Annotated in this window: 26 protein-coding genes, 1 tRNA gene and 1 riboswitch; of the genes, 16 read left to right on the plus strand and 11 right to left on the minus strand. The window is 65.5% G+C overall.

Features of this window, described 5'->3' with window-relative positions; all coding sequences use genetic code 11:
- Nucleotides 1-145 precede the first annotated feature (145 nt).
- A riboswitch (TPP riboswitch) is annotated at nucleotides 146-255 on the plus strand.
- A 38-nt stretch (nucleotides 256-293) separates the two neighbouring features.
- Genes thiB through D1012_RS08885 form a run of 3 tightly spaced genes read left to right on the plus strand, consistent with a single transcriptional unit; the run spans nucleotide 294 to nucleotide 3,476 of the window.
- The gene (gene thiB, locus D1012_RS08875) at nucleotides 294-1,274 is read left to right on the plus strand and encodes a thiamine ABC transporter substrate binding subunit (protein WP_118151274.1); all 981 of its coding nucleotides are present in this window, start codon (nucleotides 294-296) and stop codon (nucleotides 1,272-1,274) included.
- A complete protein-coding gene (locus D1012_RS08880; protein ID WP_118151276.1) occupies nucleotides 1,250-2,797 on the plus strand; it encodes an ABC transporter permease subunit in 1,548 nt (515 codons plus the stop codon). The genes thiB and D1012_RS08880 overlap by 25 nt, the downstream gene beginning before the upstream one ends.
- The gene (locus tag D1012_RS08885) at nucleotides 2,784-3,476 is read left to right on the plus strand and encodes a thiamine ABC transporter ATP-binding protein (protein WP_118151278.1); all 693 of its coding nucleotides are present in this window, start codon (nucleotides 2,784-2,786) and stop codon (nucleotides 3,474-3,476) included. The genes D1012_RS08880 and D1012_RS08885 overlap by 14 nt, the downstream gene beginning before the upstream one ends.
- A gap of 207 nt (nucleotides 3,477-3,683) precedes the next feature.
- Here the strand turns inward: D1012_RS08885 and D1012_RS08890 are convergent, their stop codons facing one another.
- From D1012_RS08890 to D1012_RS08915, 6 genes are all read right to left on the minus strand, one after another.
- A complete protein-coding gene (locus D1012_RS08890) occupies nucleotides 3,684-4,532 on the minus strand; it encodes a cytochrome c1 (protein ID WP_118151280.1) in 849 nt (282 codons plus the stop codon).
- Nucleotides 4,533-4,549: 17 nt separating this feature from the next.
- The gene (gene petB / locus D1012_RS08895) at nucleotides 4,550-5,887 is read right to left on the minus strand and encodes a cytochrome b (protein WP_118151282.1); all 1,338 of its coding nucleotides are present in this window, start codon (nucleotides 5,885-5,887) and stop codon (nucleotides 4,550-4,552) included.
- Between the two features lie 11 nt (nucleotides 5,888-5,898).
- Nucleotides 5,899-6,462, minus strand: coding sequence for a ubiquinol-cytochrome c reductase iron-sulfur subunit (gene petA, locus D1012_RS08900; RefSeq protein WP_118151284.1), 564 nt, complete (start codon nucleotides 6,460-6,462; stop codon nucleotides 5,899-5,901).
- A 467-nt stretch (nucleotides 6,463-6,929) separates the two neighbouring features.
- Nucleotides 6,930-7,535 carry a glutathione S-transferase gene (locus tag D1012_RS08905; RefSeq protein WP_118151286.1) on the minus strand — a complete coding sequence of 202 codons (606 nt, stop codon included), beginning with the start codon at nucleotides 7,533-7,535 and terminating at the stop codon, nucleotides 6,930-6,932.
- Nucleotides 7,532-7,828, minus strand: a complete 297-nt coding sequence (locus D1012_RS08910) for a hypothetical protein (RefSeq protein ID WP_118151288.1) — start codon at nucleotides 7,826-7,828, stop codon at nucleotides 7,532-7,534. Before D1012_RS08910 ends, D1012_RS08905 begins: the two co-directional genes overlap by 4 nt.
- 92 nt (nucleotides 7,829-7,920) lie before the next feature.
- Nucleotides 7,921-8,562 (minus strand): FMN-binding negative transcriptional regulator, encoded by a 642-nt coding sequence (locus tag D1012_RS08915; RefSeq protein WP_118151290.1) that lies wholly within the window; start codon nucleotides 8,560-8,562, stop codon nucleotides 7,921-7,923.
- Between the two features lie 91 nt (nucleotides 8,563-8,653).
- Between D1012_RS08915 and D1012_RS08920 the strand changes: the two genes are divergently transcribed.
- From D1012_RS08920 to D1012_RS08940, 6 genes are read left to right on the plus strand one after another with little or no spacing between them, the layout of a single operon-like run.
- Complete coding sequence (locus tag D1012_RS08920) at nucleotides 8,654-9,457, plus strand: WG repeat-containing protein (RefSeq protein WP_118151292.1); 804 nt, start codon at nucleotides 8,654-8,656, stop codon at nucleotides 9,455-9,457.
- 6 nt (nucleotides 9,458-9,463) lie between these two features.
- Nucleotides 9,464-9,883, plus strand: a complete 420-nt coding sequence (locus D1012_RS08925) for a WG repeat-containing protein (RefSeq protein ID WP_118151294.1) — start codon at nucleotides 9,464-9,466, stop codon at nucleotides 9,881-9,883.
- Nucleotides 9,884-9,928: 45 nt separating this feature from the next.
- Entirely contained in the window at nucleotides 9,929-10,999 is a 1,071-nt protein-coding gene (locus D1012_RS08930) for an LpqB family beta-propeller domain-containing protein (RefSeq protein ID WP_158569279.1), read from the plus strand.
- A complete protein-coding gene (locus tag D1012_RS22645) occupies nucleotides 10,996-11,166 on the plus strand; it encodes a hypothetical protein (protein ID WP_158569282.1) in 171 nt (56 codons plus the stop codon). Before D1012_RS08930 ends, D1012_RS22645 begins: the two co-directional genes overlap by 4 nt.
- 32 nt (nucleotides 11,167-11,198) lie before the next feature.
- Entirely contained in the window at nucleotides 11,199-11,639 is a 441-nt protein-coding gene (locus D1012_RS23160) for a caspase family protein (RefSeq protein WP_118151298.1), read from the plus strand.
- Nucleotides 11,596-12,321 (plus strand): caspase family protein, encoded by a 726-nt coding sequence (locus tag D1012_RS08940; RefSeq protein WP_147335652.1) that lies wholly within the window; start codon nucleotides 11,596-11,598, stop codon nucleotides 12,319-12,321. The genes D1012_RS23160 and D1012_RS08940 overlap by 44 nt, the downstream gene beginning before the upstream one ends.
- On the opposite strand, the gene D1012_RS08945 is transcribed toward D1012_RS08940, so the two are convergent.
- The 3 genes from D1012_RS08945 to D1012_RS08955 all read right to left on the minus strand — a co-directional run bounded on the left by D1012_RS08945 (nucleotide 12,301) and on the right by D1012_RS08955 (nucleotide 13,109).
- Nucleotides 12,301-12,723, minus strand: coding sequence for a hypothetical protein (locus tag D1012_RS08945; protein WP_118151302.1), 423 nt, complete (start codon nucleotides 12,721-12,723; stop codon nucleotides 12,301-12,303). The two genes, D1012_RS08940 and D1012_RS08945, sit on opposite strands and share 21 nt — an antisense overlap.
- A 111-nt stretch (nucleotides 12,724-12,834) precedes the next feature.
- The gene (ykgO, locus tag D1012_RS08950; protein WP_023666132.1) at nucleotides 12,835-12,960 is read right to left on the minus strand and encodes a type B 50S ribosomal protein L36; all 126 of its coding nucleotides are present in this window, start codon (nucleotides 12,958-12,960) and stop codon (nucleotides 12,835-12,837) included.
- A gap of 74 nt (nucleotides 12,961-13,034) precedes the next feature.
- A tRNA-Val gene (locus D1012_RS08955) sits at nucleotides 13,035-13,109 on the minus strand.
- 187 nt (nucleotides 13,110-13,296) lie between these two features.
- On the opposite strand from D1012_RS08955, the gene D1012_RS08960 reads away from it, so the two are divergent.
- A complete protein-coding gene (locus D1012_RS08960) occupies nucleotides 13,297-14,157 on the plus strand; it encodes an N-formylglutamate amidohydrolase (protein WP_118151793.1) in 861 nt (286 codons plus the stop codon).
- A 4-nt stretch (nucleotides 14,158-14,161) separates the two neighbouring features.
- On the opposite strand, the gene D1012_RS08965 is transcribed toward D1012_RS08960, so the two are convergent.
- Together D1012_RS08965 and D1012_RS08970 are read right to left on the minus strand one after the other, a co-directional pair.
- Nucleotides 14,162-15,424 carry a DNA polymerase IV gene (locus D1012_RS08965; RefSeq protein ID WP_118151304.1) on the minus strand — a complete coding sequence of 421 codons (1,263 nt, stop codon included), beginning with the start codon at nucleotides 15,422-15,424 and terminating at the stop codon, nucleotides 14,162-14,164.
- 118 nt (nucleotides 15,425-15,542) lie between these two features.
- A complete protein-coding gene (locus tag D1012_RS08970; protein WP_354002032.1) occupies nucleotides 15,543-16,886 on the minus strand; it encodes a D-amino acid dehydrogenase in 1,344 nt (447 codons plus the stop codon).
- Between the two features lie 226 nt (nucleotides 16,887-17,112).
- On the opposite strand from D1012_RS08970, the gene D1012_RS08975 reads away from it, so the two are divergent.
- From D1012_RS08975 to dxs, 6 genes are read left to right on the plus strand one after another with little or no spacing between them, the layout of a single operon-like run.
- Nucleotides 17,113-17,994 carry an SPFH domain-containing protein gene (locus D1012_RS08975; protein ID WP_118151306.1) on the plus strand — a complete coding sequence of 294 codons (882 nt, stop codon included), beginning with the start codon at nucleotides 17,113-17,115 and terminating at the stop codon, nucleotides 17,992-17,994.
- Nucleotides 17,991-18,260 (plus strand): hypothetical protein, encoded by a 270-nt coding sequence (locus tag D1012_RS08980; RefSeq protein ID WP_199489474.1) that lies wholly within the window; start codon nucleotides 17,991-17,993, stop codon nucleotides 18,258-18,260. The genes D1012_RS08975 and D1012_RS08980 overlap by 4 nt, the downstream gene beginning before the upstream one ends.
- 27 nt (nucleotides 18,261-18,287) lie before the next feature.
- Entirely contained in the window at nucleotides 18,288-19,205 is a 918-nt protein-coding gene (locus D1012_RS08985; RefSeq protein ID WP_118151310.1) for a histone deacetylase family protein, read from the plus strand.
- On the plus strand, nucleotides 19,202-19,453 hold the full coding sequence (locus D1012_RS08990) for an exodeoxyribonuclease VII small subunit (protein ID WP_118151312.1): 252 nt from the start codon (nucleotides 19,202-19,204) through the stop codon (nucleotides 19,451-19,453). The genes D1012_RS08985 and D1012_RS08990 overlap by 4 nt, the downstream gene beginning before the upstream one ends.
- On the plus strand, nucleotides 19,450-20,319 hold the full coding sequence (locus tag D1012_RS08995) for a polyprenyl synthetase family protein (RefSeq protein ID WP_435530911.1): 870 nt from the start codon (nucleotides 19,450-19,452) through the stop codon (nucleotides 20,317-20,319). Before D1012_RS08990 ends, D1012_RS08995 begins: the two co-directional genes overlap by 4 nt.
- Nucleotides 20,320-20,334: 15 nt before the next feature.
- The gene (gene dxs, locus D1012_RS09000) at nucleotides 20,335-22,248 is read left to right on the plus strand and encodes a 1-deoxy-D-xylulose-5-phosphate synthase (protein ID WP_118151314.1); all 1,914 of its coding nucleotides are present in this window, start codon (nucleotides 20,335-20,337) and stop codon (nucleotides 22,246-22,248) included.
- The last annotated feature ends 39 nt before the right edge of the window (nucleotides 22,249-22,287 follow it).

The raw sequence follows: 22,287 nt of genomic DNA on the forward strand, positions 1-22,287 counted from the left end.
TCAAGACCAGGATGAAAGCCATGGGACAGCGCCTGCCTTTCATCTTGGCAAAAATACTCATGATCCTGCGGGTTCAAAGGGCGCACCACGCCGGGCGAGCGGCCTGCGATTGCCCCTTGCGCCTGCCTGCAAGGGTCGTATCCTTGTTGATACCTCGGGGTGCCCAGCGGTTGATCTGGTGGGCTGAGATGCGCAAGCGGACCCGTTGAACCTGACCCGGATCATACCGGCGGAGGGAAGGTGCGAAGGATGACCTCCAAGCCCGACCTGTTCCGTCGCAGTTGGAGGAAGACATGAAGACTTCGATCCTTGCGACCGGCCTGTCCTGCATCGCCCTTGCGGCGGCGGCAGAGACGCCTGTCCTCACGGTGCTGACCTACGACAGTTTTGTGACCGAATGGGGCCCCGGCCCGGCGGTGGAGGCCGCGTTCGAGGCCGACTGCGGCTGCGATCTGCGCTTTGTCGGCGCGAGCGACGGCGCCGCCCTGCTGGCGCGGGTACAGCTGGAGGGGGCATCGGGCACGGCCGATGTGGTACTGGGGCTGGATACCAGCCTGACCGCGCAGGCGGCGGCAACCGGGCTGTTTGCCCCGCATGGGATGACGTCCCCCACGCTTCCCGTGGCGTTTGACGACCCGCTGTTCCTGCCATTCGACTGGGGCTGGTTCGCCTTTGTCCATGACAAGGCCAAACTGCCCGATCCGCCGAAGTCGTTCGAAGAACTGGCGGCATCTGACGTAAAGATCGTGATCCAGGACCCGCGATCCTCGACCCCCGGACTGGGGTTGTTGATGTGGGTAAAAGCGGCCTACGGCGCACGGGCAGGCGAGATCTGGACGGGGCTGGCCGATAACATCGTAACGGTCACCCCCGGCTGGTCCGAGGCTTACGGCCTGTTTCTGGAGGGGGAGGCGGACATGGTTCTGTCCTACACCACCAGCCCGGCCTATCACCTGATTGCCGAACAGGATGACAGCAAGGCGGCGGCGGCCTTTGCCGAGGGGCACTACCTGCAGGTCGAGGTGGCGGGCAAACTGGCCGGGTCGCAACAGCCGGAGCTGGCAGACCGGTTTCTGGCTTTCATGCTGACGGAGCCGTTCCAGTCGGTGATCCCCACCACCAACTGGATGTATCCGGCGGTGACCCCGGCGGCAGGTTTGCCAGAGGGGTTCGAATCGCTGCGGCCTGAAATCTCACTGCTCATGAGCAGTGAAGAGGCGATGACGGTACGGGCAGAGGCTTTGGCCGAATGGCAAGCCGCATTGGCGCGCTGATCCCCGCGCTTCTGGCGGGGGCGCTGGCGCTGTTCGTGCTGGCCCCCGTGCTGGCGGTGGCGGCGCGGGCGACCGGGTTTGCGCTTGGCCCTGCCGATTGGGCGGCGGTGCGGTTTACCGCAGCGCAGGCCTTTGTCTCGGCCTTGGTATCGGTCACGCTGGCGGTGCCGGTGGCGCGGGCGCTGGCGCGGCGCAGCTTTGCGGGGCGCGGGGCGCTGATCACCCTGATGGGCGCTCCGTTTTTATTGCCGACGATTGTGGCGGTGCTGGCGCTGGTCGCGGTGTTTGGCCGGGCGGGCGTGGTCAATCAAGGGTTGGGGCTGTTTGGCATGGGGCCGATCTCGGTCTATGGCGCGCATGGGGTGGTGCTGGCGCATGTGTTTCTGAACCTGCCGCTGGCGGTGCGGATGCTGTTGCAGGGCTGGCAGGCGATTCCGTCCGAGCGGTTCCGGCTGGCCGAATCGCTGGGCTTTGGCCCGGCTCAGATGGCGCGGCATCTGGAGTGGCCGATGCTGCGCAGCGTGGCGCCCGGTGCGTTTCTGGTGATCTTCGTGATCTGCCTGACCAGTTTTGCCGTGGCGCTGACGCTGGGTGGCGGGCCGGGGGCGACGACGGTGGAGCTGGCGATTTTCCAAGCGGTGCGATTCGAGTTCAATCTTGGCCGGGCGGCGCTGCTGGCGGCGGTTCAGTTTGCGCTGTGCGCCGTGGTTGCGGTGCTGGGCTGGCTCCTGGTGACTCCCGCCGCCTTTGGGGCGGGACTGGGGCGGCAGGCGCTGCTGCGCCCGCCGGGGGGCTGGCGGCGGGGCGGCGATGCGTTGGCGATCGGGCTGGCGGCGGCGTTTTTGCTGCTGCCGCTGGGGGCGGTGGTGCTGCGCGGTCTGCCGGGCTTGGACGAACTGCCTGCGCATGTCTGGGCGGCGGCGGGGCGGTCTGTGCTGGTGGCGCTGACCTCGACGGCGGTGACAGTGGCGGCGGCGCTGGTGCTTGCGCTGGCCGTGGCGCGCGGCGGGCGTGGCGCGGGCGCGATAGATGCGGCGGCGGCGCTGCCGCTGGCGACATCCGGGCTGGTGCTGGGCGTGGGGCTGTTTCTGATGGTGCAGCCATTTGTCTCGCCCGCGCGGCTGGCGCTGCCGGTGACGGTTGCGGTGAATGCGGCGCTGACGCTGCCGTTTGTGTACCGGCTGCTGCTGCCCGAGGCTCGGGTGTTGCTCTCCGATTACGGGCGGCTGGCCGACAGTCTGGGTCTGCGCGGCTGGGCGCGGCTGCGCTGGTTGGTCTTGCCCCGGCTGGCGCGGCCCTTGGGCTTTGGCGCGGGGCTCGCGGCGGCGCTGTCGATGGGTGATCTGGGCGTGATCGCGCTGTTTGCCACCGAACAGAGCGCGACCCTGCCGCTGGTGGTGCAGCGGCTGATGGGCGCCTACCGGCTGGAGGCGGCGGCGGGGGCGGCACTGCTGCTGGTCGGGGTCAGCTTTGCGCTGTTCTGGGTGTTTGACTACGGGGGGCGTCGCTATGCTGCGGTTTGACAGGGTGGTGCTGGCGCAGGAGGAGTTCCGCCTGTCGGTCGACTGGGAACTGCCCGCAGGCGCGCGTGTGGCGGTGATCGGGCCGTCCGGTGCGGGGAAATCGACCCTGCTTGCCGCTGTGGCGGGGTTCTTTGCGCCGCAATCGGGGCGGGTGCTGTGGCAGGGTGCCGATCTGGGGCCGCTGGATCCCGGCGCGCGCCCGGTGACGATCCTGTTTCAGGACCAGAACCTGTTTCCGCATCTGACGCTGGCCCAGAACCTTGGCCTTGGCCTGCGCCCCGATCTGCGGCTGTCGGCAGCGCAGCGAACCCAGATTGATACGGTGCTGGAGCGCGTCGGGCTGGGCGGCATGGGCGCACGCAAACCGGCGCAGCTGTCGGGCGGGCAGATCGGGCGGGCGTCGCTGGCGCGCGCCCTGTTGCGGGCGCGGCCGGTCCTGCTGCTGGACGAGCCGTTTGCTGCCCTCGGCCCGGCGCTGAAGGCCGAGATGCTGGCCTTGGTGGCCGAGGTGGCGGATGAGACCGGCGCGCTGGTGATGATGGTGACGCATGACCCGGCCGACGCAAAAGCCTTTGCCGCGCTGACCGTGCTGGTCGCCGACGGGCTGGCGCATGCGCCCGCACCGACCGAGGCACTGTTTGCCAACCCACCACCGGCGCTGCGGGCCTATCTGGGGTAAGAAATGCGCTCCGCGCGGGAGTATTTGGAAAGCAGCAATCCGGACAAGGGCGCTCTTTGCATTGCTGCTTTTCAAATACTCCCGCCGGAGGCGTCCCTCTACTGCAACCGGCGCAAGGCATGGCCATCAGGCACGGGCCGGATCTCTGCGCAGGTTACGAAAAAGCCCCGCCGAAGCGGGGCTTTTGATGCCTTGAAATGACAGCGATCAGACCAGTTTCTTGCCTTTGACATTGGCCCAGATCTTCTTGTTGGTCAGGTAGAGCAGCGTTGACAGCACGATCAGGAAGATCACGGCTTTGAAGCCGGTTTCCTTGCGCGCCATCATCTTTGGCTCTGCCGCCCAGACCAGGAACGAGGTCACATCCTCGGCCATATTGGCCACGGTCGCCGGGGTGCCGTCGGCATAGGTCACCATGTCATCGCCCAGCGGGTTGGGCATGGCGATCCAGCTGCCGGGCACGGTCGAAACGCCGTGACTGTCCTTGCAGCTGTCGGGCACACCGCCGTTGGGGAAGGCGGAGTTGTAGTAGAACCCGTCAACACCATCGGGGGCGCAGGCCGGCTCTTCTTCGTAATGGGTCAGGATCGAGTAGGTGTACTCGGCCCCGCCGATGCCTTTGAAGAACTGGCTGATGCCGGTGCCATAAGGGCCATGAAACCCGGCGCGGGCCTTGGTGATCAACGACAGGTCCGGTGCGCCTTCCATTCCCGAAACCGGGAAATGGTCGGTCGGCACACCGGCGCGGTCTTCGCCAGTTTCGCGGTCGGTCACGGTGAACTGCGCGGCATAGGCGCGGATCTGATCCTCGGGCATGTGCGGTCCGCCCGCATCCGACAGGCTGCGGATCGGCACGAATTTCAACCCGTGACAGGCGGCGCACACCTCGGAATAGACCTGAAGCCCGCGTTGAAGCTGGTTCTGGTCGAATTTGCCGAAGGGGCCTTCGTGGGCGAAGGCGATGTCGGTGATCTCTGAATGACCACCAGCGGCCAGAGCCACCCCTGCCGAAAGGGCAAGGGCGGTGGTGGCGGTGAGTGCGATGTTCCTGATCATGTCAGTCAGTTCCTTTCTCACTCGGCCGCGACGGTTTTGGTGCCGCCGGTCGTCGGGGAGTAATGGGCGTTGAAGTCTTCTTCGATGGTCGCAGGCTGTGGCAGCGGTTTTTCGATCACACCCAAGAGCGGCAGGATGATCAGGAAATAGGCGAACCAATAGGCCGATGCGATCAGCGAGATTGTGGCATAGGGCTCTTCGGCGGGCATTGCGCCGACCCACATCAGCACCATGAAGTCGACGCACAGCAGCGCGAACCACCATTTGAACATCGGGCGGTAACGGCCCGACCGCACCGATGAGGTATCCAGCCAGGGGGCCAAAGCCATCACGGCGATCGCGCCGAACATGGCCAGCACACCAAAGAACTTGGCGTCCACGATGCCAAAGGTGATCCATTCCGCCGCGATCACCACCCAGACATCGGCGGTAAAGGCACGCAGGATGGCGTAGAACGGCAGGAAGTACCATTCCGGCACGATATGCGCAGGCGTCGAAAGCGGGTTCGCTTCCAGATAGTTGTCAGGGTGGCCCAGATAGTTCGGCATGAAGCCCACGATGGCAAAGAACACCACCAGAATGACCGCCAGAGCGAACAGATCCTTCATCACGAAATAGGGCCAGAACGGCACGGTGTCGCGCGCGGCCTCTTCCTTGGACCCGCGGCGCACCTCAACCCCGGTGGGGTTGTTGTTGCCGGTGGTGTGGAAGGCCCAGATGTGGACAGCGACCAGCGCCGCAATCACAAACGGCAGCAGGTAATGCAGTGAGAAGAACCGGTTCAGCGTGGCATTGTCGACGGCCGGGCCGCCCAGCAGCCAGGTCTGGATCGGCTCGCCGATGCCGGGAATCGCGCCGAACAGGCCGGTGATCACGGTGGCCCCCCAGAACGACATCTGGCCCCAGGGCAGAACATAGCCCATGAAAGCGGTGGCCATCATCGCCAGGTAGATCAGCATGCCGATGATCCACGTCACCTCACGCGGGGCTTTGTAGCTGCCGTAGTACAGGCCGCGGAAGATGTGCAGGTAGACGGCGACAAAGAACAGCGATGCGCCATTGGCGTGCAGATAGCGCAGCATATGCCCGCCGTTCACGTTGCGCATGATGTGTTCGACCGACGAGAACGCCAGATCGACATGCGGCGTGTAATGCATCACCAGAACGATGCCTGTCACGATCTGCAAGGCAAGACAGAAGGTCAGGATGATGCCCCAGATCCACATCCAGTTCAGGTTCTTGGGGGTCGGCAGCATCAGCGTGTCATAGAGCAGCCCGACGATGGGAAGGCGCTTGTGCAGCCACTTCTCTCCACCAGTCTTGGGCTCGTAATGGTCGTGCGGAATTCCGGCCATGAGTTTTGTCCTTATCCGAGCTTGATCGTGGCGTCGTCCTCAAAGGACGCGAGCGGAATGTCGAGGTTGCGCGGTGCGGGGCCTTTGCGGATGCGACCGGCCTCATCATAGTGCGAACCGTGGCAGGGGCAGAACCAGCCGCCGAACTCCCCGGCGCCATCGCCGATCGGCACGCAGCCCAGATGGGTGCAGACACCGATCATCACCAGCCACTCGCCCGCGTCATCCAGCGTGCGGTTCTGGTCAAGGGCGTCAGCGCCGGGCTTGTTCGGGTTCTGCGCTGTCTTGTCGATGCTCAGCTCGTCCAGCGTGGTGGCACGGGCGGCCTCGATCTCTTCCGGTGAACGGCGGCGGATAAACACCGGCTTGCCCAGAAACTTGACGGTCAGCTGGGTGCCGACCGCGACGCCTGAGATGTCGACGAAAATCGACGACAAGGCCTGAACATCGGCCGAGGGGTTCATCTGGTTCACAAGCGGCCAGACGGCGGCCCCGGTGGCAACAGCCCCGGCCCCGGCGGTTGCGTAGTACAGGAAATCCCTGCGGGTGCCTGCGTGGTCTTCTGCGTGGGACACGAGATATTCTCCCTTTCAAGGCCGCCCTGACAGCGACCCATAAAGATTCCGGGGCGGTGGTTGCCCACGACCCTGCTGATCGGGTTATTAGCCAAGCCAGGGCGCGGCGTCCAGCGGACAATAAGGCGCATCTGACCCGGTTTGAACCGTTATTTCCCTGCCTGTGGCCGATAGGGCGCGGCTCACACCCGACAAAGGGTGCTTGAGGGCCGTCGGCTTTCAAGTCCCTGCGACAAGACGTAGCGCCAAGTGACCGCTGCTGAATGCGTATTTGGACCAAGATGAGAGGGCGAACTGCGCACCTTGCCCTTTCATCTTGGTCCAAATACTCAAAAACCACCGCCCCGCCTCGCAGCCCCGAACGCCAGTCACTGACATGTCAGCCCGCCGTGGCAACGCCACCGAGCGGGGGCTCGATGCCCCCCGAGGTGGCCCCGGCGTCAGGGACATCGCCTGCCAGTGGGGCGTTAGCCCTGTGGCTGGGTGGCCTGCATCGACGGGCGGGCGGCAAAGGTGGCGTCCCAGGCGGCCAGGTGCGGGCGGGACTGGCGCCACTGGCGGGCGGCGTGGCGGAAGTCCAGATAGCCGAGAGCGCAGGCGGTTGCGATCTGGCCCATGTCCAATGGCCCGTTCAGGTGGTCGGTCCAGCGGGTTTCCAGCACATCCAGTGCGCGGTCGATCTTGGACCACTGCCCCTCTACCCACGGCGCAAAGCGCATTTCCTCGGGCCGGATGCGGGTCTCATAGACCATCAGCAGGGCGGCATCGAGGATGCCGTCGGCGGTGGCCTCGACCGTCAGCGTATCCCACAACCGGGGCGCGGCGGGGTAGAGCCCTGCCCCGGCCTGCGCGTTCAGATACTGGCAGATCACCCGGCTGTCATAGAGCGTAGGACCGTCGGGCCGGTCCAGCGCCGGGATCTTGCCCAGCGGATTGCGCTCCACCACCCCGGCATCGGGGGCAATGGGGGTGCCGGAGGCCGGGGTCAGCGTGATACCGGTCAGGCCGGTTTCGGCGATCAGCACCAGAACCTTGCGGACATAGGGCGAGGTGGGAGAGTGGGTGAGGTTCATTCGATTTCCCGCAGACGAAAGCGGGCAATGGCACCCGCGTCAAATTCATAGCTCTTGCCACCCATGCGGAAGGTGCGGCGCAGGCGGAACGCGGTGTTGCGCTGCCCTGCCGCATCGCGGGGCCGGTGCGAGGCCAGACCCTCATCGAGATCATCCAGCGCCTCTTCGGCGCGCTGATCGGTGCGGCCCACATGGCCATGGCGGCGGAGCAGGCGTTGGGCGAGATAGCCGACTGCGGCGACCGCGCCAAGGCGGATCGCAAAGGGCAGCAGCGGGGCAAGGGGCAGCGGCATGGTCACCTCCGGTCAGTTGCTCCGAATCCTAGGCGGGGGGCGGGCCGCTGTCCATCCCAAGGGTTGCATGGCCCAAGGGTTACTTGGCCGCCTTATGCCGGACCGGGCAGCGGAATACGATCCATTTCATCGGCAAGGCGTGCGGCATCGCTTTGGCCGCCGCGCTGGCGCAGGGCGGCGGCGGCGCGGGCCCGCACCTCGGGCGATTTGTTCTGGTTCAGCTTCCATGTGCCCTGCAGATCGCTGATCTGCAGCCGGAACGGCAGGATCATCCGCATCATCCGGGGCATCGCATCGTCTGACATCTTGGTGCTGGTCCATGGCTTTTTCGGCAGCAGCCGCGCCTCTTGTTCAGCGCTGATCGCGTCGAGATGCGGCTCCAGCGCCTCGGGCGGCAGCGGGTGCAGGGTACCGCGCAGGTGGACGGCGATGTAATTCCATGTCGGCACCTGATCGGGCACCTGACTGTGCGGGCCGTACCAGTCGGGGGAGATATAGGCATCGGGCCCCTGCACGGCGAGCAGAGCCGGGCCGGGCAAGGCGGCGCGGGCGATGGGGTTTGAGCGGGCAAGATGCAGATCCAGCGCAGCGCCACCCTCTGACAGGACAAAGGGCACATGCGCGGCAAGCGGGCCTTCAGGGCCGTTGAGGGTGAGCATGCCAAAGCCCTGCGCCCGGGCAAAGGCGAGGATCGCGGCATGTTCGGTGGTGCGAAAGGTGGGGTTTGGGTGCATGGCCTGAACCTTCACAGGAAATCTCGGTTGCCGCAGGGGCACGGGTTGCGCAAGGTGGCATCAGCCTGACCCTCGGCACCGGAGTTTTCCCATGCGTCTGCCGTTGGCCTTGTCGGTTCTGACCCTATGCGCGTTGCCCGCGCTGGCGCAAGACGGCTTTCGCTGGGTGGTGGACCCGCTGTTCGAGGATGCCGGGGCCGCGCAGGATGGCGCGGTGCCGCTGCTACAGGGTGGCTTGTGGGGGCTGGCGGGGCGGGATGGAAGCTGGATCGTACCGCCGCAGTTCGATGCTCTGGGCGCGCAGGCCGGGGACCGGTTTGCCGCACAGATGCAGGGGCGCTGGGGTGTCGTTGATGCGCGCGGGCAAGTGGTGGTGCCGTTCGCGCATGATGCGATTGGCAAACCAGATGCGCTGACCCCGGTTCTGTCGGGTGGTGAATGGCAGTTGCTGGACCGCGACGGGCATACGGCGGGCGCGGCCTTGGCCTTTGACACGCTGACCGGCAATGACGGGGCGTGTTTTAGCGGCACGGCAAATGGCGTGCCGGTGGTGGAGTGGCGGGGCATCGAGTCAAAGGTGACCGTGCTGGATGCGGTCGCGGGGCTAAGCGCGCCCGCGGGCGATATGTTACGGGCAAAGCTGCCCGGCGGCGGCGTGGCCGTGCTGTATTGCTCCAACCCTTACACCAGTGACACGACAGAGACGCTGGAGGATGCCCGCGCGGTGACGTCCGGCATGGCGGCGGTGAAACGCGGTGGGCTTTGGGGCTTTGACGTGCACGGGATCTACCATGTGGAGCCGATTGCGCCGCAATTCCTTGCCGTGCGCGATTTTGCCGAAGGGCTGGCCCCGGTGCAGGTGGAAGGCGGCAAGTGGGGCTATATCAACCTGTAGGGCGAGATGGTGATCGCGCCGCAGTTTGACGCGGCCTTTGGCCATGCCGATGGCATCGCGGGGGTGCGGGTCGGCGAGGCGCGGGGCATGATAGACCGCACGGGGGCTTTGGTGATCGCGCCGCAGTTTCAGGATTTCTGGCGGCATGGCGGCGGCGTGATGGCGGTGCGTGACAGCGGCGGCTGGGGGGTGATCGCGCCAGACGCGAGTGATCCGGATGTGGTGTTTGATCTGCCTTTGGCGCAGGCACGGGGGGCGGTTGCGGAGCGGAAAGCCGCGATCCAGATCGTGCCCTCGACCCCGCATTTCTATTCGGGACAGGACATCCAGTCGCGGCATGATGTGGTGATCTCGCCAGATGGCAAGGTGATGCTGACGGTGCTGGCCAGCAACGGGATGCAAGGCTCGGGCGAGGTGGCGCTGTAGGACCGCGAAAGCCGCAAACTGATCCGCAGGCTGAAGATTGACGGCGTGTTGCAGGCAGTGCTGGTGCCGGGCGCTGCGGTGCTGGTCACGGCCAATGATCTGGGCGCGGTGCTGCACCGGGCCCGCCTGTTTGACGGCGCGGTGGGCGCGCTGGCGCTGTCGCCAGATGGCGCGCATCTGGCGGCGCTGGGGGTCGGGATGCTGCGGGTCTGGGCGCTGGCGGATGGTGATGCGGTTCTGGCGCGCAGGGCCGAGGCGCAGACGATGACGTTTGCACAGGACGGGCAGTCGGTCTGGCTGGGCGATGCGACGGGCGGGCTGCAACGGGTGGATCTGGCGGGAGAGACAGGCGAGGCGATGCCCTATGGCGGCATCATGACCGGGTTGCGCCCGGATATGGCGCTGTCGGCGCAAGGCGTGCTGGCGCGCACCTCGTACCGGATGGAGCAGCAGCCGGACGGATTTTTCGCCCAGCGCTACACGCTGTACCCGACCACACCCGATGGCGCACGTGTGGTGGCCTTGCCTGACACGCTCCGCGATGTGCTGACGGTGGATCTGTCAACGGACGGGACGCGGGTCGCCTTTGCCGGAGCGAATGAGGACGATTACACCGCGCAGTGGACCGTGATGGATCTGGCCACGGGCACGACGCTGGGCGGCGAGTTGTTGCAGCAGGGCTTTGGCTGGGTGGACCGTCTGCGGTTCACGCCCGAGGGGCGGCTGGTGCTGGTCGGCGGTGAGGGCGGCGACATCCGCGAGGTGGTGCCGCAGACTGGCGCACGCTTTGCCACTTATGGTGCCCCACTGGAGCAGGTGGCGGGCGCGATTGCGCTGCCGGACGCCGTTCTGTCTATGCGGTCAGTGGCGGCGGGCGGGTGCTGGATTGGGACATGGCCGCCGGGCGGCTGGTGCAGCGGGTGGAAACCGGGGTCGAATCGGGGTTTGACACCTATGTCGGCACCGATGGCGTGGTGCTCGGCGTGCTGGATGGCTATGACGAGACCCGGATGGCCGCGCTGGAGCTGGGCACGCTGGCCGCGGTGGACCCGTCTCGGGCCGGGGCTCTGTATGACACCGCGATCCTTGACGGCTTTGGCAAACGCCCGGTGGTGAGCGATCTGGTGCAGGCAAAGCTGGGGGGCGACCCCGAGGGCGTAGTCGCGGCGGCGGTGCTGGACTCTGGCCCTGTGCCACAGGTCCGGCTGGCCTTGCCGCTGCCGGGACAGCGGGCGGCGGGGGAAATGGTCGATGCCTCGATCGAACTGACTGACGCGGGCTGACCGCCGCTGTCAGCACTGGCGCGGCAGAGGCTGTGGCGGATACAACGGTCAGCACGCGGCTGGCGCTGGAACCGGGGCGCAATGTGATCGAGGTGCTGGCCTATAATGCGGCGGGGATGATCGCCTCGGCCCCGCAATCGGTGGTCATCGAGTGGGACGGCAGCGGCGCACAGAGCGTGCCAGCGCTGCATGTGCTGGCGGTGGGCGTGAATGACTATGCCGACGGGCGGCTGCGGCTGACCTATGCTGCCGCCGATGCCCGCGCGATGGGCGAGGCGCTGGCCAAAACCGGGGCGGAGCTGTTTTCATCAGTGAATGTGGTGACGCTGCTGGATGGTCAGGTGACCGATGCCGGGCTGGATGCAGCCTTTGGCCAGATGGCCATGGCGGTGCAGCCATCGGATGTGTTCGTGTTCTTCCTCGCCGGGCATGGCAAGACGGTGGAGGGGGGAGTATCACTTCATTCCCGCTGATTTCAGTTTTTCCGGGGAAGACCCGATCCGCCGGGGCGGCATCGCGCAGGCGCGCTGGCAGGAGTGGATGGCGCGGATCAGGGCGCGCAAATCGGTGATGATTTACGACACCTGCGAAAGCGGATCGGCCACCACGACGCGCGGGCTGGAGGCGGCGTTGTCGCAATCGGCGGCGGTGGAGCGGCTGACGCGGGCAACGGGGCGGACGATTCTGTCGGCCTCGACCGATGATGCCCCGGCGCTGGAGGGGTATCAGGGCCATGGCGTGCTGACCTACGCGCTGCTGTCGGCGCTGCAAGCGGGCGATGCCAATGGCAATGACACGATCGAGGTGACCGAACTGGCCGCGTTCATCGACGAAAAGGTGCCAGAGCTTTCGCAGACCGCCTTTGGCTATCGGCAGGTGCCGCAGATGTCGATCAAGGGATCGGATTTTGCGCTGGGCGCGCCAAAGACGGTGCTGGCAGGTGTGGCAGAGCGGTTCCCGACCACGCTGACCCATGTGGTGGCGGGCGGCACCGGGGTGCTGAACGCGCCTGGCGGGACGGCGCTGCGCAGGATTGATGCAGGGGCGTTCTTTGGCGTGTTCGTCATCGAAGAACGCGACGGCTATGCGCGGGTGGCCAAGGATGGCAGCGAGTTGGGCTGGGTGCCTGTCGCCTCACTCGGGCGGTTGCAATAGCGCACGGGACTTGTCGCGCCGGATCAGGGTGATGCCAAGGGTTGCGCCCATGGCATAGATCGCAGCTGCCAGCGGTGACTGAAGCGGCAGAGACAGCGTGACCATTGGCCCCAGAACCGTACCCGCGCCGGGCATGATCAGGGTGCCCGCAAAAAAGCCTGCAAGGGCGATGAGCGCGATCCAGAGGATCACGTCCAGCAAAAGGCCCCGGCCCCCGGCGATGCGGGTGAACAGCGGGAACAGCAGCCATTGCGCCAACCCTGCGCCAAACAGCATCGGCCCCAATGTGCGGACAAAGGCCCCGGTATCGGACGGGATGCCATTGGCCAGCGTCATCGCCAGCCCGAGGGTGGTCGCTGCGATGAGCGTAGCGAATAGCCGGGTGCGGGAGACTGTGAACATGCGCCAGAGTTAGCCGCAGCAAAGCCGGGGGCAAGTGCAAAGGTGCAGCAAAGAAAAAGGCCGCCCGGTTGCCCGTGGCGGCCTTTTTATCTTGTGTCGCTGCAAGCGCACTCAGCCCTGACGGGCCTTGTAGCGTTTTTGCGTCTTGTTGATCACATAGACGCGGCCTTTGCGGCGCACGACCTGGCAATCACGGTGACGCGTCTTCAGCGAACGGAGCGAGTTGGCGACTTTCATGGTCGTCTCTTTCCTTGGTCGCGGCGCATCACGCGCCAGTTGAAAACAATGACCCCCAAGATGGGGGCGGTGAATGGTGGGCGGTACTGGGATCGAACCAGTGGCCACTACGATGTCAACGTAGTGCTCTACCGCTGAGCTAACCGCCCACGCTACAGCCGCAACTCTCCCAAAGCCCCAAAGAAAAGGACGCGGGGAGAACCGCGTCGGTGTGCGGGGGTCTATAGCCAGTTGCGTCTGTGGCCGCAAGAGGCTTTCCACCAGCGACCTGCAGGCAATCAAGGCTTTTGGCATTTCGGCAAAGCCCGCTATAACATCGGGGAGCGGGAGACAGCAGTGCAAAGCGAAGCCTTTACCCTTTATCAGCCCAAACGCCGCGAAACGCCGGTGATTTTCTCATCGCCGCACAGTGGCCGGGTCTATCCGCCAGCGTTTCTTGCCGGATCGGTACTGGATTCGCATGTGATCCGGTCGTCCGAGGATGCGTTTGTCGATGATCTGTTCCGCTCTGCCACCGATTGCGGTGCGCCCTTGATCGCCGCCTGTGCGCCGCGCGCCTATATCGACCTGAACCGGGCAGCGGATGAGATGGATGCCTCCGTGGTCGAAGGCGTGGCGCGCAGCCCGCATAACCCGCGCGTCGCCTCTGGCCTTGGGGTGATTCCCCGCGTGGTATCGGGTGGGCGGGCGATTTATCACGGGAAAATGCCGCTGGAAGAGGCGGAAGGGCGGATTCGCAGCCATTGGCAGCCCTATCACGCAGCACTTCGCCAGTTGACCGAGGACAGCCATACCCAATTTGGCCAGTCGGTGCTGATTGACTGCCACTCGATGCCGCATGAGGCCATCGAATCACATGCGCGCCCCGGTTTTTCCCGGCCCGAGGTGGTGTTGGGCGACCGGTTTGGCGCGGCGGCGGCGCGGGATGTGATGGATCAGGTCGAAGCGGCGTTCCGGCGGGCCGGGCTGCGGGTGTCGCGCAACACGCCCTTTGCCGGAGCCTATATCGCCCAGACCTATGGCCGCCCGTCACGCGGATTTCATGTGGTGCAGGTCGAGATCGACCGTGCGCTGTACATGGATGAGGCGCGAATCGAACCCTCGGCCGATTTCGAGGCGTTTCGCGGGCTGATTGCCGGGGTGGTGGCAGAGATCACCCAGATCGGCCGCATCCGGCTGCCGCTGGCGGCGGAATAGCCGGTCAGCGTAGGGCACGGCCCTTGATAATCGCCTCTTTGCCAAAGCGGGCGCGAATCGCATCGGCTGCACGCTCGGCCGATGCGCGCTTTCCGGCGTCGGGGTCGAGCAGATCGCCAGAGCGATCAGCCTGATCCTCTGGCGCGAGGTCGGAAATGCCAACGCCGATCAGGCGGAACGGGCCCTTGATGCCGGAATGGTCAAACAGATCGCGGGCGGTGCGGTAGATGCGGTCGGCGATCTGGGTCGGGTCCGACAGGGCGTGGCGGCGGGTGACGGTCTGGAAATCGCCCTTTTTCAGCTTCAGCGTGACGGTACGCCCCGCCAGGGCCTTGGCCTTGGCCCGGTCCGACACCTGTTCAGACAAGCGCCAGAGATGGCCGTCGAGCAAATCAGGGTCAGAAGTATCCTCGAAAAAGGTGGTTTCCTTGGAAATCGACTTCAGCTTTTCATCGGGGCTGACGCGGCGGCTGTCCTGCCCGCGCGCCAGATGCCAGAGCCGGTCGCCCATCTGGCCAAAGCGCGCCGCCAGATCGGCACGGTCCCAGCGCAGCAGATCGGCAATGGTGCGGATGCCCGCCTGCTCCAGCGATGCCTGCATCGCGGTGCCGACACCCCAGATGATGCGCACAGGCTTCGGGCGCAGGAAGGATTCGGTCTCGGCCGGACCGATCACGGAGAAGCCGCGCGGCTTGTCGAGGTCGGAGGCGATCTTCGCCAGAAACTTGTTGTGCGCGAGGCCGATGGAGCCGGTGACGCCCAGTTCGTCCTCCATCCGCTTGGTCAGGCGGGCCAGCAGGACGGCGGGGGGCGCCCCATGCAGGCGGGCGGTGCCGGTGAGGTCAAGAAAGGCCTCGTCCAGCGACAGGGGTTCGATGGCCGGGGTCAGATCCTCCATCATGGCGCGGATCTGACGGCTGACCTCGACATAGCGGGCGATGCGGGGTTTGACGACCACCGCCTCGGGGCACAGTTTCAGCGCCTGAAACATCGGCATTGCCGAGCGCACCCCGTGGATGCGGGCGATGTAGCAGCAGGTCGAGACCACGCCACGGGTGCCGCCGCCGACGATAAGGGGTTTGTCGGCAAGGCTGGGATCGTCGCGCTTCTCGACCGAGGCGTAAAACGCGTCGCAATCCATATGGGCGATGGACAGGGTGAACAGGTCGGCGTGGGACAGGATGCGCGGGCTGCGGCAGGCCGGACAGCGGCCCCGCAAGGGGGCCGTGTCAAAGGTGGTCAGGCAATCGCGGCACAGGGCGGGCATGATGGCGGATCATAGCCGGTTGCGGGCGCGGCGCACAGGGGCAAAACAGGAACGCCGGGGGCATCGGGGGATGCCTCCGGCGGGAGTATTTGGAAAGCAGCAATGCTGCAGGGGGGGGTCAGCGCGCCGGGACGGGGTGCAGGGCGGGGCGGGCCGCTTTGGCAGGCTTTTGGTAGCGGTCAAAGCCCAGGTCGCGGCTTTCGATTTCGGTCGCGCGGTTTGACACGATATCGGCCAGCAACCGCCCCGATCCGGCGGCCATGGTCCAACCCAGCGTGCCGTGGCCGGTGTTGAGGAACAGGTTGGCCACCGGCGAGCGACCGACGATGGGAGTGCCATCGGGGGTCATCGGGCGCAGGCCGGCCCAGAACGTGGCCTGAGACTGGTCGCCTGCGCCGCCGAACAGATCTTCGACCGAGTGTTGCAGGGTGCGTTTGCGTTTGTCAGAAAGCGACAAATCAAAGCCCGCGATTTCGGCCATGCCGCCGACCCGGATGCGGTCGCCAAGCCGGGTGATGGCGATCTTGTGGGTCTCGTCCATCACGGTGGAAACCGGCGCGCGGCTGGCGTCGGTGACCGGGACGGTGATCGAGTAGCCCTTGACCGGGTAAACCGGCAGGCGGATGGCAAGATCGGCCACCAGTTTCGGCGAATAGGAGCCGAGCGCCAGCACGAAAGAGTCGGCGGTGATGTCACCTTCGGAGGTGGTGACGCTGGTGATCCGGTCGCCGATGCGATTCAGGCCGGTGATGCTGACGCCGTGACGGAAGGTGACCCCCGCTGCGGCGGCGCGGGCGGCCAGACCTTGGGTGAATTTGAAGCAGTCGCCGGTTTCATCCTTGGGCAGGCGGAGGCCACCGGCGATCTTGCCGGCGGCATCGGCAAGACCGGGTTCGACCGCGAGGCAACCTTGGGTATCGAGCACTTCGAACGGGACACCGCCCTGCCGCAGCACATCGATATCCTTGCCCGCCGCATCGACCTGCTTTTGGGTGCGGAACAGCTGCAGCGTGCCCTGCTGACGCTCGTCAAACGCAATGCCAGTCTGCGCGCGCAGGTCGGTCAGGCAATCGCGGGAGTATTCGGCAAGGCGGACCATGCGGCCCTTGTTCACCGCATAGGCGGCAGAGGTGCAGTTGCCCAGCATCTGCGCCATCCAGCGGATTTTCTGCAGGTCGGGCTTTGGGTTCACGATCAGCGGGGCATGTTCCATGAACATCCACTTGAGCGCTTTCATCGGGATGCCGGGGGCAGCCCAGGGCGCGGAATAGCCGGGGCTGATTTCGCCCGCGTTGGCAAAGCTGGTTTCCAGAGCGGCGGCGGGCTGTCGGTCGATCACCGTCACCTCATGCCCGGCTTGGGCCAGATACCAGGCGGAAGTTACACCAATGACGCCAGAGCCGAGGACGACGATTTTCATGGGCAAACCTTTCGCAACAGGGGCATTTCGCAGAACATGCATCAGAAGCAGGGGGATTTTCTGGCAAAGATGACGAAGGTTTTGCAGTTCATTCGAAGAATTTTGCGTTTAGTTCAATTGGAACGGGAGAAAGTTTAGTTCGATCAAGAATCAAGCGAAGAATGAACGGTCGCTAGATGCTGTGGCGCAAGATTATCCCCACCCTTGCCTCTGGCCGGGGAAGCCGCCATCCTTATTGGCAGCAATTCATTGGACGGGGCCTTCTTTCATGACTTTTGACCAGTTTCTGGGCGGCAATGCGGTGTTTCTGGCCGTCGCCGTGTTCATCATCCTGTGCATCTTTCTGGGCGTGCGGATCGTGCCGCAGTCGGAAAAGCACGTGGTCGAACGCTTTGGCCGGTTGCGGTCGGTGCTGGGGCCGGGGATCAATTTTGTGGTACCGTTCCTTGACCGGGTGGCGCACAAGATTTCCATTCTGGAACGCCAGTTGCCGACCGCCAGTCAGGATGCCATCACCGCTGACAACGTGCTGGTGAAAGTGGAAACCAGCGTGTTTTACCGGATCACCGAGCCGGAAAAGACCGTCTACCGCATCCGCGATGTCGATGGCGCAATTGCGACCACAGTGGCCGGGATCGTGCGCAGCGAGATCGGCAAGATCGAGTTGGATCAGGTGCAGTCAAACCGGGCGCAGCTGATCGAGCGGGTGCGCGAGCAGGTGACGGCCATGGTCGATGACTGGGGGGTGGAAGTCACGCGGGCCGAGATCCTGGATGTCAATCTGGACGAGGCGACGCGGGCGGCGATGTTGCAGCAGCTGAACGCCGAACGGGCGCGCCGGGCACAGGTGATGGAGGCCGAGGGCAAGAAACGCTCGGTCGAGTTGGCGGCGGATGCCGATCTTTACGCCGCCGAGCAGCAGGCCAAGGCCAAGCGGGTAACGGCGGATGCCGAGGCCTATGCCACATCGGCCATCGCCATTGCGATCAAGGAATCTGGTCTGGAGGCGGCGCAGTACCAGCTGGCTCTGGCGCAGGTGGATGCGCTGGCCAAGGTGGCACAAGGTACGGGCAAGCAGACGATTCTGGTGCCGGCGCAGGCGCTGGATGCCTTTGCCGATGCGTTCAAGATGCTGAAAGGGCGCGGCTGATGTGGTCGGTCTGGTGGGTCTGGATCGTCGGCGGCTTTGCGCTTGGCGTGCTGGAGGTGCTGGCACCGGGCTATATCTTTGTCGGCTTTGCCATCGGCGCGGTTGTGGTCGGCGCCGGGCTGGGCCTTGGGCTGCTTGGCGGCAGTCTGGCGGTGTTGCTGCTGGTCTTTGCCGTCGCCTCGCTGGTGGCGTGGATTGTGCTGCGACGTGTGCTGGGGGTGCGCAAGGGGCAGGTCCGGCTGTGGGACCGCGACATCAATGACTGAGGCGCGGCGGACCGTCGGGGGGCGCGGGTGGTTCTGGTTCTGACCCATGACGACTGCCTGTCACATGTGACCCCGCCCGGTCACCCGGAGCAGGTGGCGCGGCTGGAGGCGGTGGAGCGGGGATTGCGCGGCCTGCCGGTGGACCAGCGCGACGCCCCCATGGGCGACCTCGCCGATGTTTTGCGCTGCCATCCGCAGCGCTATATCGACCGTCTTCGCGCGGCGGTGCCGGATCAGGGTTGGGCGCAGGTGGATGGCGATACGTTCCTGTCGCCGGGGTCTTTTGATGCCGCGATGCGCGGTGTGGGCGGCATCTGTCAGGCGGTCGATCATGTGATGACCGATGGCGGCCGCGCCTTTGTGGCTGCGCGCCCGCCGGGGCATCATGCGGAGCGGGACACCGCGATGGGCTTTTGCCTGTTCGGCACGGTGGCGATCGGGGCGATGCGGGCGCTGGAGGTGCATGGCCTGTCCCGCGTGGCAGTGCTGGATTTCGACGTGCATCACGGCAATGGCACGCAAGACCTGTTGTGGGATGAGGCACGGGTGCGCTTTGTCTCAAGCCACCAGATGCCTTTGTATCCGGGCTCCGGCCACCGCGATGAACGCGGCGCACACGGCCAGATCACCAACCTGCCGCTGGCCGGAGGATCGGGCGGCGCGCAGATGTGGGCGGCATGGCAACCGGTGCTGGACGATCTGCGCCGCTGGCAGCCGGAACTGATCCTGATCAGTGCCGGATTTGACGCGCATCGCGATGACCCCCTCGCCGGGCTGAACTGGACCACGCAGGATTTCGCGCGCCTGACACGGGCGATCTGTGATCTGGCCGACGATTGCTGCGCAGGCCGGGTGGTATCGTCGCTGGAGGGCGGTTATGATCTGGACGCATTGGCCGCTAGCGTGGCCGCGCATGTGACAGAACTGGGAAGGCAAGCCGCATGACCGAAAAACCCGTCGAAAAGCCTGTGGCCGGGATGAGCTTTGAAGAGGCCATGGCCGCATTGGAACAGGTGGTCGGCCAGCTGGAACGCGGCGACGTGGCCCTTGAAGCCTCGATCGCGCTCTATGAACGTGGTGCAGCACTCAAGGCGCATTGCGAGGCCAAGCTGAAGGATGCCGAAGAAAAGGTGGAGCTGATCCGCGCCGCCGAAGGCCGTGCCATCGGCACGACGCCGGTGGAGGGGATGTGAGCTTTCCCGCCGCTCTGGCGCGCGCGGGCGGGCTGATCGGGACGCGGCTGGATCTGGCGCTGGCCGGTCACGCCGACGAGCCGGTAATCCACGCCATGCGCTATGCGGTCGGAGGTGGCAAACGGCTGCGCGGCTTTCTGGTGCTGGAAACGGCGGCCCTGTTCGGCCTGCCGCCCGAGCGGGCGATCAGCGCGGCAGCAGCGGTGGAATGTCTGCACGCCTACAGCCTTGTGCATGACGACCTGCCTTGCATGGATGACGACGATCTGCGCCGGGGCCAGCCCACGGTGCATGTGAAATGGGATGAGGCGACGGCGGTTCTGGCCGGTGACGCGCTGCAAACACTGGCGTTCGAGCTGCTGTGTGACCCGGATCTGGGCTCTGCCGAGACGCGCATCGCTTTGGTCCGCGGGCTGGCGGTGGCGTCAGGCGCCGAGGGCATGGTGCTAGGTCAGGCGCTTGATATTGCGGCTGAGTCCGCCAGCGCGCCGCTGACCCTCGACCAGATCACCCGGCTGCAGGCCGGCAAGACCGGCGCGCTGATCCGCTGGTCGGCCGAAGCGGGCGCGGTGATCGCCGGGGCTGACGCGGCCCCGCTGCGGGCCTATGCCACCGCGCTGGGTCTGGCGTTTCAGATCGCCGACGACATTCTGGACGAAACCGGGGATGAGGCGCAGACCGGCAAGCGGTTGCACAAAGATGCCGATGCGGGCAAAGCCACCTTTGTCTCGCTGCTGGGGTTGGAGGGCGCGCGCCAACGGGCGTGCGATCTGGTCGCAGAGGCAGAGTCTCACCTTGCCCCCTATGGTGACACAGCGAAAACCCTGATAGATGCCGCCCGTTTCGTCATTGCGCGCGACAGCTAAGGCCAAAGGCAGGATATGACCGACCGACCAAAGACCCCGCTGCTTGACCGCGTGACCCTGCCTTCGGATATGAAGGCGCTGTCTGACCGAGAGCTGCGGCAACTGGCCGATGAGCTGCGCGCCGAGACGATTTCTGCGGTGTCGGTCACCGGCGGCCATCTGGGCGCAGGTCTGGGCGTGGTGGAACTGACCGTGGCCCTGCATGCCGTGTTCGACACCCCGCGCGACAAGATCATCTGGGATGTTGGCCATCAGTGCTATCCGCACAAGATCCTGACCGGGCGGCGCGACCGCATCCGCACGCTGCGGACCGAGGGCGGGCTGTCAGGCTTCACCAAACGGTCGGAAAGCCCCTATGATCCGTTCGGTGCGGCACATTCCTCAACCTCGATCTCTGCCGCGCTCGGCTTTGCCATGGCCGCCGATCTGGGCGGTGATCCCGGTGATGCCGTTGCGGTGATCGGCGACGGCAGCATGAGCGCCGGCATGGCGTTCGAGGCGATGAACAACGCGGGCCATCTGAAAAAGCGGCTGTTCGTGGTGCTCAACGACAACGAGATGTCCATCGCCCCGCCGGTGGGCGCATTGTCGAGCTATCTCAGCCGCCTTTATGCCGAAGCCCCGCTGCAGGATCTGAAGGCCGCCGCCAAAGGCGCGCTCGGCCTGTTGCCGCCACCGTTTCAGGAAGGCGCGCGCCGAGCCAAGGAAATGCTCAAGGGTATGGCGATGGGCGGCACCCTGTTCGAAGAACTGGGGTTTTCCTACATCGGTCCGATTGACGGCCACGACCTTGACCAGCTGCTGCCGATCCTGCGCACGGCACGGGCGCGAGCCACCGGGCCGATCCTGCTGCATGTGCTGACCAAAAAGGGCAAAGGCTACGCCCCGGCCGAGGCCGCGCGCGACCGGGGCCATGCCACCGGCAAATTCGATGTGTTGACCGGGGTACAGGCAAAGGCGGCGTCAAACGCGCCCAGCTACACCAAGGTGTTCGCGCAATCCCTGATCGCGCAAGCCGAGCGTGACGACAAGATTGTCGCCGTCACCGCCGCCATGCCCGACGGCACCGGGTTGAACCTGTTTGCCGACCGTTTCCCGCGCCGCTGCTTTGATGTCGGCATCGCCGAGCAACATGCCGTCACCTTCTCGGCCGGGCTGGCGGCGGGCGGCATGAAGCCGTTCTGCGCCATCTACTCCACCTTTCTGCAGCGTGGCTATGATCAGGTGGTGCATGACGTGGCCATCCAGCGTCTGCCGGTGCGCTTTGCCATCGACCGCGCCGGTCTGGTCGGGGCCGATGGCGCCACCCATGCCGGCAGCTTTGACGTGGCCTTCCTCGCCAACCTGCCCGGCATGGTGGTGATGGCCGCAAGTGATGAGGCGGAGCTGACCCATATGGTCGCCACCGCCGTCGCCCATGACGATGGCCCCATCGCCTTTCGCTTTCCACGCGGCGATGGTGTCGGCATCGAACTGCCAAGCCGTGGCGCCCCGATTGAGATCGGCCGCGCCCGGCTGATCCGGTCCGGCAACCGGGTCGCCCTGCTGTCCTTTGGCACAAGGTTGGCAGAAACCCTGAAAGCCGCCGAAAGCCTGGCGCAAAAGGGCCTGATGCCGACAATCGTCGATGCCCGCTTTGCCAAACCGCTCGACCGCGACATGATCCTCAACCTCGCCCGCAACCACGAGGCGCTGATCACCATCGAAGAGGGTGCCATCGGTGGCTTCGGCTCCCACGTCGCACAACTTCTGGCCGACGAAGGCATCTTTGACGCTGGCCTGAAGTACCGCTCCATGGTGCTGCCCGACACATTCATCGACCACGCCTCCCCCGAGGCGATGTACCGCGCCGCCGGCATGGACGCCGCTCAGATCGAGGCAAAGGTGCTGCAAACCCTCAACATCGCGTCGCTCTCGAAACGCGCCTGATTTGCTGCTTTCCAAATACTCACCTTGCAGCGCCAGCCC

The organism is Pseudotabrizicola alkalilacus (genome assembly GCF_003443995.1).
GTDB lineage: Bacteria > Pseudomonadota > Alphaproteobacteria > Rhodobacterales > Rhodobacteraceae > Pseudotabrizicola > Pseudotabrizicola alkalilacus.